Origin of the sequence: Streptomyces sp. NRRL F-2664 (assembly GCF_000719345.1) — a bacterium.
GTDB lineage: Bacteria > Actinomycetota > Actinomycetes > Streptomycetales > Streptomycetaceae > Streptomyces.
Window position 1 is genome coordinate 1 of record NZ_JOFX01000319.1, and the last position, 554, is coordinate 554.

Annotated in this window: 1 pseudogene; it reads left to right on the forward strand. The window is 69.7% G+C overall.

Going from position 1 to position 554, the window contains the following annotated elements:
* Window positions 1-554: pseudogene (locus IF89_RS39550) on the forward strand (RHS repeat domain-containing protein); the annotation flags it as partial.

Consider the following 554-nt stretch of genomic DNA (forward strand, 5'->3'; position numbering starts at 1 on the left):
GGGCGCCTGGCGTCCCAGACCGACCAGCTCGGCAACACCACCGCCTACACCTACACCGCCCACGGGCAGATAGCCGAAGCAGCCGTCAAGACCAAAGGCGGCGACACCGTCTCCACCACCGCGTATACCTACGATGAGGACACCGGGCTGCTGATCTCCTCCGCGGTCACCGACGCCAGCGGGGCCACCACCGTCCGGCAGACGGAATACGACGCCCTGAACCGGGCCACCGGGGTGTGGGAAGGCGCCCGCGACGACGCGGACGCCAAGAAGAACACCCTCATCACCTACACCTACGACGGCGAGGGCCGGCTGGCCTCGGTCGCCTACCCCGACGGCAAGACTGTCTCCCGCACCTACGACCAGCACGGGCAGCTGGAGACGGCCACCGACGCCGCAGGCGCCGTCACCGCCTACACCTACAACAGCGACGGCAGCCTGGCCAAGGCCGTGCAGAAGGCCGCGGACGGGCAGACCGCCTCCGCCGCCTACACCTACGACAGCCTCGGCCGGCCCGCAAAGACCGAGTACGGCAACGGCACCGTCCTGACGGT